Annotated in this window: 6 protein-coding genes and 2 pseudogenes; 3 read left to right on the top strand and 5 right to left on the bottom strand. The window is 68.8% G+C overall.

Annotation, left to right across the window (positions count from 1 at the left end; genetic code table 11):
• Positions 1-530, bottom strand: a pseudogene (locus tag ACOADB_RS24735) (hypothetical protein); the annotation flags it as partial.
• A 109-nt stretch (positions 531-639) separates the two neighbouring features.
• The gene (locus tag ACOADB_RS24730) at positions 640-861 is read right to left on the bottom strand and encodes a DUF7455 domain-containing protein (RefSeq protein ID WP_056711173.1); all 222 of its coding nucleotides are present in this window, start codon (positions 859-861) and stop codon (positions 640-642) included.
• A 366-nt stretch (positions 862-1,227) separates the two neighbouring features.
• Here ACOADB_RS24730 and ACOADB_RS24725 point away from each other — a divergent pair, with 366 nt between their 5' ends.
• Positions 1,228-3,291 carry a DNA gyrase/topoisomerase IV subunit B gene (locus tag ACOADB_RS24725; protein WP_378605124.1) on the top strand — a complete coding sequence of 688 codons (2,064 nt, stop codon included), beginning with the start codon at positions 1,228-1,230 and terminating at the stop codon, positions 3,289-3,291.
• 49 nt (positions 3,292-3,340) lie between these two features.
• The gene (locus tag ACOADB_RS24720; protein ID WP_378605099.1) at positions 3,341-3,646 is read left to right on the top strand and encodes a hypothetical protein; all 306 of its coding nucleotides are present in this window, start codon (positions 3,341-3,343) and stop codon (positions 3,644-3,646) included.
• Positions 3,647-3,668: 22 nt separating this feature from the next.
• On the opposite strand, the gene ACOADB_RS24715 is transcribed toward ACOADB_RS24720, so the two are convergent.
• Positions 3,669-4,685, bottom strand: coding sequence for an LLM class flavin-dependent oxidoreductase (locus ACOADB_RS24715; protein WP_378605097.1), 1,017 nt, complete (start codon positions 4,683-4,685; stop codon positions 3,669-3,671).
• A 137-nt stretch (positions 4,686-4,822) separates the two neighbouring features.
• Here ACOADB_RS24715 and ACOADB_RS24710 point away from each other — a divergent pair, with 137 nt between their 5' ends.
• Complete coding sequence (locus tag ACOADB_RS24710; protein ID WP_378605094.1) at positions 4,823-5,194, top strand: hypothetical protein; 372 nt, start codon at positions 4,823-4,825, stop codon at positions 5,192-5,194.
• Between the two features lie 13 nt (positions 5,195-5,207).
• On the opposite strand, the gene ACOADB_RS24705 is transcribed toward ACOADB_RS24710, so the two are convergent.
• Positions 5,208-5,702, bottom strand: coding sequence for a beta-class carbonic anhydrase (locus tag ACOADB_RS24705; RefSeq protein WP_378605091.1), 495 nt, complete (start codon positions 5,700-5,702; stop codon positions 5,208-5,210).
• Positions 5,703-5,711: 9 nt separating this feature from the next.
• Positions 5,712-6,845 (bottom strand): annotated as a pseudogene (locus ACOADB_RS24700) (MFS transporter); the annotation flags it as partial.

Here is a 6,845-nt window from a genome sequence, read left to right as displayed (position 1 = left end):
AGGCTCTCGGCCAGGTCCTCGTAGCCCTCGGCGAGGTCGAGGATGGAGTCGCCCTGCGCCGCGCCGACGACGGGCGCGAGCTCCGCGAGCTTCTTGCTCTTGGCCTTCACGCCGTCCTCGAAGCCCGAGTGGGCCTTCTCGGCGGGCCACCAGTCGGCGACGATCAGGTCAGGGCTCAGGGTCGAGGCCTTGGCGACGTCGATGGAACCCCACTCCTCGCCGAGGATCGCGATCCCGGTGAGGTCCAGGTCCTTGAGGTTGGGGTCGGTCGTGACCGGCTCGTCGGCGTAGATCCCGACCGGCTTGATGCCGTACGCCATCAGCGCGGCGGCCTCGGCGGCGTGGGCGATGATCCGGGTCGGCGTCTTGTCGAGCTCGACGACCTCGCCCGAGCCGTCGGTGAACTCCCAGGGCCCGTCGGGGACCTTCGAGGAGTCCTTGGCATCGGACTTGTCGGCAACGTCGGAGCTGCAGGCGGCGGTACCGAGCGTGAGCACGGTCGCGAGCGCGAGGGCCAGAGTTCTCTTCACGACAGGGAAGCCTAACCTAACTAACCCACCATCGGTCGAGCGGCCCTGCTGGTGAAATGCGAAGGGCCCCGGCGCAGCGCGCCGGGGCCCTTCGGTGGAGCGGGGTGACTCAGTCGTCGGCGAATGCCGGCTTCGTCGTCAGCTTGTGGGTCTCGTCGTGGACGTTCGCCGCGATCTCCTTGAGCTTGTCACCGTGCTCGCGAGCGTGGTGGGCACAGAAGAGCAGTTCGCCACCGGAGGTGAGTTCTACGCGGAGGTAGGCCTGGGCACCACAACGGTCGCAGCGGTCCTCCGCGGTGAGCGGGGCGCTGGGAGCAACGATAGTTGTCATCTCGGCCTCTCTTTCTTTCGTCTTCACCCCTATCGGGTGTCGACGTGATCAACGTAGCGACTGGATCAAAGATTCCCGTCAACGTGAGCTTTCAATCCACTGCGGAGCCTTCATCCAATCACCTGATGGGTGTCTGCTGTCTGATTTTCCACCGCTTGAAACATCCCTGTGACCATCCGATCGATCAGGGTTCCCTGGTCCGACCGGTGACCCCTCCCGTTGTGGGAGGGATACCTGGCATCGTCTCGCCGCCCCAGCCCGTGTGCCTGCACCGGACTCCGGCGTGTCGCCGGTAGATTCGTACCTCCACCCGCCCCGCGTGGGCGTCCACCACCGTGTCATCCGCATCACTTCGAGGAGCAGGTCATCGCCGACAACACCTACAACGCAGCGCATCTGCTGGTCCTTGAGGGCCTCGAGGCCGTGCGGAAGCGTCCGGGGATGTACATCGGCTCCACCGACACCCGCGGGTTGATGCACTGCCTCTGGGAGATCATCGACAACGGCGTGGACGAGGCGCTCGCGGGCGCTGCCCACAAGGTCGAGGTCACCCTGTTCCCCGACGGCTCCGTCGAGGTGTACGACGACGGGCGCGGCATTCCGACGGACAAGGAGCCCAAGAGCGGGCTGACCGGTGTCGAGCTCGTCGCGACGAAGCTCCACGCCGGCGGCAAGTTCGGCGGGTCGTCGTACGCCGCGACCGGTGGTCTGCACGGCGTGGGCCTGTCGGTGGTCAACGCCCTGTCGAGCCGGATGGACATCGACGTCGACCGCTCCCCGGCGACGCAGGGGATGAGCTTCCAGCGCGGCGGTCCCGGCACCTTCGCCGGCGACGGTCCGGACGCGCCGTTCACGCCCGCGACCGGACTCAGCCGCAAGGGCGGCCGTGTCGCCAAGGGCAAGTCGGGCACGCGGGTCCGGTTCTGGCCGGACCGGCAGATCTTCACCAAGGACTCCAAGTTCGAGCTGGACGGCCTGATCGGGCGGGCCCGGCAGACCTCGTTCATCGTGCCCGGGCTCGAGCTGGTGATCCGTGACCAGCGCGAAGCCGAGCACACCGAGGAGCGCTTCCGCCACGACGGCGGCATCGGGGAGTTCTGCGAGTTCCTGGCGCACGACGAGGCGATCACCGACGTACTCCGGCTGCAGGGCAGCGACACCTTCACCGAGACGGTGCCGATGCTCGACGACAAGGGTCACATGAGCCCGCAGGACGTCGAGCGTGAGCTCGTCGTCGACGTCGCCGTACGGTGGGGCACCGGCTACGACACCGAGGTCAGGTCGTTCGTCAACGTCATTGCCACGCCCAAGGGCGGCACCCATGTCAGCGGCTTCGAGTCGGCCTTGACCAAGACGTTCAACGAGGCGATGCGCGCCACCAAGGCGCTCAAGGTCAACGACGACAATGTGACCAAGGACGACATCCTCGAGGGCATGACGGCGGTCGTCACGGTGCGTCTGGCCGAGCCGCAGTTCGAGGGCCAGACCAAGGAGATCCTCGGCACCCCCGCGGCCAAGGCGGTGGTGAGCAAGGTCGTGGCGCAGCAGCTCAAGGAGTTCCTGACCTCGACCAAGCGGGTCGAGAAGGCCCAGGCCAAGCTCCTCATGGAGAAGGTCGTCGGTGCCTCGAAGACCCGCATCGCCGCGCGCCAGCACAAGGAGACCCAGCGCCGGAAGAACGCGCTCGAGTCGTCCTCGCTGCCCTCCAAGCTGGCGGACTGCCGAGCCAACGACAACGAGCGCACCGAGCTGTTCATCGTCGAGGGTGACTCCGCGCTCGGTACGGCGAAGCTGGCCCGCAACGCGGAGTTCCAGGCGTTGCTGCCGATCCGGGGCAAGATCCTCAACGTCCAGAAGGCCTCGGTCGGCGACATGCTCAAGAACACCGAGTGCGCCTCGATCATCCAGGTGGTCGGCGCCGGCTCGGGTCGCACCTTCGACCTCGAGGCGCGCCGCTACGGCCGGATCATCTTCATGGCGGACGCGGACTCCGACGGCGCCCACATCCGGTGCCTGCTGGCGACGCTGTTCTTCAAGTACATGCCCGACCTGGTCGCCGAGGGTCGCGTCTACACCGCCGTCCCGCCCCTGCACCGCATCGAGATCTCCAACCCCCGCAAGGGCCAGGAGAAGTACGTCTACACCTTCTCCGACCCCGAGCTGCAGCGAAAGCTCGCCGAGCTGAAGAAGAAGAACATCCGCTGGAAGGACCCGGTGCAGCGCTACAAGGGTCTCGGCGAGATGGACGCCGACCAGCTGGCCGAGACGACCATGGACCCCCGTCGTCGTACCCTCCGACGGTTGACGGTCGACGACGCCGCCGTGTCGGCCGAGGTGTTCGAGCTGCTGATGGGCAGCGAGGTGGCTCCGCGCAAGGAGTTCATCGTCCAGGGTGCCTACGAGGTCGACATGGAATCGCTGGACGCGTGACGCGAGCCGGGACGGTGGGGCGCTCGGTGCTGAGGAAGCGGGAGTCGCCGTGACTGTGCCCGAGGACCGGGCCAAGCATCTCTATCGGGCAGCACTGGTCATCGACGAGTTCGACTCGGTCGGCGCCGTTGCCATCGCCGTTCTGTCCGTCATCACCTTCGGGTGGTACGGCGACATGACCGACCCGCGCCACCGGATCGAGATCCGCCGGCTGGAGTCGGGTGAGGTGGTGGCCACCATCGCCTGGGTGCGCAGACACACGCAGGCCACGCGCGTCCTGGGCGACGTGCAGCGGGACTTGTCGATGATGTCGCCGGAGGACTTCAGGGAGCGGTACGACTTCGACGACGAGTGAACGCGATCGCTGCCTGGTGGGATCAGTCGATCTCGCGGCAACGCCGCACGAGGTCGCGGACCACGTCGTCCGGGGCGTCCGGGACGCCGAGCACGATGCCGTCGCACAACCCGGCGTACCAGGTGGCGAGAACGTCGGGGAGCGTGGCGAAGGTGCCCTGCGGGACGAGCCGGTCGATGACCTCGTCGGTGAGGTGGTCGCCCAGCCCCGACCAGTCCGATCGCGCTGCCATGGCGGTCAGCTCCTCGCCGAGGTCCTCGAGGTCGAACATCGCGAGCTGGGGGCGGTAGGCGGGGGTGCTGTAGAGGAAGGCCAGCTCGGGGCGTCGGGCATCGCGGACCGCGGCGAGGTCGTCGTACGACGCCGCCATGAGGGGTTGGGGACCGGCAATGAGGCGCGGGAGCCCGGACCGGCCGGCGCGCTCGCAGCCCGTCTGCAGGGCGGGCAGGATCGCCGAGCTGATCATGGTGGGGTGGCTGTTCGTGGGGTGGCAGACGAAGCCGTCCGCGACCTGCCCGGCGAGCTCGCACATCCCGCGGTTCACGCCCCCGGTCCAGATCGTCGGCGCCGCGACGTCCAACGGGCCGGGGTTGAAGTACGGCTGGAGGCGGGTCAGCGGGTAGTGCGGGCCGTCGTGATTCAGCTCCGCGCCGGTCTGGAAGCTCTCGAACGAGGCCCGGACCGCTGCGACGTAGTCGCTGAGCCTGGCCACGGGCTCGGACCACGGCGCGGCGTAGCGTCCGATGATGTTGCCGCGCACCTGTGAGGCCAGCCCCAGCTGGAACCGTCCACCGGAGAACCGTGCGAGGTCCCAGGCCGTGTAGGCGGTGAGCATCGGGCTGCGCGCGAAGGCGACCACCATGCTGGTGCGCACCGTCAGGGTCGTCGTGTTCGCCAGCGCGAGTGCCGCGACGGTGAACGGGTCGTGGATCGTCTCCGACACGTGCATCACGTCGAAGCCGAGGTCCTCGGCGCGCCGGGCCCAGGCACCGACCCCGGCGAGAGGTGAGCTCGCCGGCCATGATGCGACGATCTCCATCGAGTGCTCCGTCCACGTCGTTGCTGGGCCGACCATGGCACGGATGGGGCCGCCCGGGAAGCCGCAGCGCTGTAGGTTGGGCGAGGAAGGCGATCTTGCCGCTTTCCCTCTTTCTCCGTGGGGGCGATCAAGCAGTGGTGAGCGACACGAGGGCGGCCGTCGTCAAGGTCCTCAAGGCGCGGGGTGCCAAGGCCCGTCGCGGTCACCTGCGGCTGCAGGTCGGTGACCTGTTCTGGTACGTCGACCCGCGGGTCACGGGCGTTGGCCAGCGCGCGACGCTGGCGCTCGAGGTCGGCTGCTGGGTGCCGGACCTGCCACCCGAGCCGGACGGCGGGGCGGTGGACTGCCCGCTGCTGATGGACTACGCGATCGCCGATCCGGTGGCCGACACCGGGACGTTGCTCGACCTGCTCGGATCGATCGGCACGCTGGCGGAGCTGCGCGCGCGACTCGACGAGCTGACGGGCGCGCTCGTCGACAAGTCGCTCCGCGCGCTCCTCGACGCCTGAGCCGGCGCCGGGCTCAGACCTGCTGGGAGAGCAGGCCGGTGTCGACGTCGTAGATGAAGCCGCCGACGTGGATGGTCTCCGGGATCAGCGGGTGCGAGCGGACCCGACGGATGTCCTCGGCCAGCGCGGTCTTCTGGTTGGCGATGACGTGGAACGGGTGCCACGACACGTCCTGGCCGGTCGCCTCACCGATCTTGGCCTGGATGTCGGCCTCGGACGACGACGCCATGGCGCAGCGGGTGTGCGGGATGACCAGGATCCGGTCGACGTTGAGAAGGTGCACGCCCAGGACCAGCGCCTCGAGCGCGGCCTCGGTCACGCGACCACCCGGGTTGCGGAAGATCTTCGCGTCGCCGTGCTTCAGGCCGAGCATCTTCAGGGGGTCGATGCGCGAGTCCATGCAGGTCACGATTGCGACACCGGCATGGGCCTTGCCGTCGAAACCACCGAACTCGAAGTGGTCCGCGAACTCGCGGTTGGCCTTCAACAGATCGTCGAATTCACCCATGGCGGAAGTCTATCCAGCAGTCCGGAGCACTTCCGCGGTGTCCACTTCGCGGGTACCCGCGCGGGCGAACAGGATCAACGCCAGTACGGCGGCGGCGAACGCCGCGACGGCAGCGCCGACGAAGACGGCGTGCTCCTGGACGATGCCGAGCTCGCGGATGCCGAGCGAGGGGTCGGCTGCCTGGGTGGCGTAGAGGCGGCGCAGGCCGATGGTCGTCAGCGCGGAGATGCCGACCAGCATGCCGATCATCCGGGCGACCACCACGAGCGCGCTGGCCAGGCCGTGGGAGTCGTCGTCGGTGTTGGCCAGGATCGCGGCGTTGACCGGCGCGAGGGCGAGGCCGAAGCCGAAGCCGCCGATCACCAGGGGGACGTTCGAGCCGAAGCCGTCGAGGCTCGTGGCGTCCCACTGGGCCATCGCGAGGAACGAGACACCTGCCGCCGCCATGCCGATGGCCGTCAGCACGCCGGCGTTGAGGCGGCGCAGCAGCCACCCGCCGACGATGGCACCGAACGGCAAGGCGGCAAGGAAGCGGAGCAGGACCAGCGCGGCGCCGAGCTGTGAGTCGGGCTGGGTGGTCGTGCGTGCGAACAGCGGGATGTCGACCAGCGCCGCGATCAGTGCCCAGCCGACGAGGAAGCTGACGACCAGGGCGCCCCACGCAGGCGTCGCCCGCAGCGCACCGCGCGGCACGATCGGGTCATCGGCACGGCGCAGGTGCACCAGCAGCAGGATCACCGCAATCCCCGAGCCCACGAGGAACCACGGTCCCTGTGGGGAGAAGACCGCCACCTCCGGGTCGGCCGTGGCGAACGCCAGGACGATGCCGCCGAGGGTCGCGGCGAGCAGGCCGGCGCCGAGCAGGTCAGCGTCCAGCAGGTGCCGGAACCAGCCGCGCAGGTCGACCAGGGGCCGGGGCAGAAACCAGCAGCAGACCAGGAACGCGACGAAGGAGCCGATCGTGACGAGGCCGATCGGGGTGACCCAGCGGCTGCCGCCGTCGACGTACGGGATGAAGAGCTGGCCCCAGGTGAGGTCGCGCTGGATCGACGCGGGTTCGAGGAAGGTGATCACCCCGGCGGTGAGGGTGATCGCGAGCAGGAGTGCGGTGACGGCCGCCGCTGGTCGAGGTGCGAGCGCAGC

This window comes from Nocardioides sp. CPCC 206348, from assembly GCF_048654705.1.
In the GTDB taxonomy this organism is placed as follows: Bacteria; Actinomycetota; Actinomycetes; order Propionibacteriales; family Nocardioidaceae; genus Nocardioides.
This window is presented reverse-complemented; position numbering and strand designations above follow the sequence as displayed.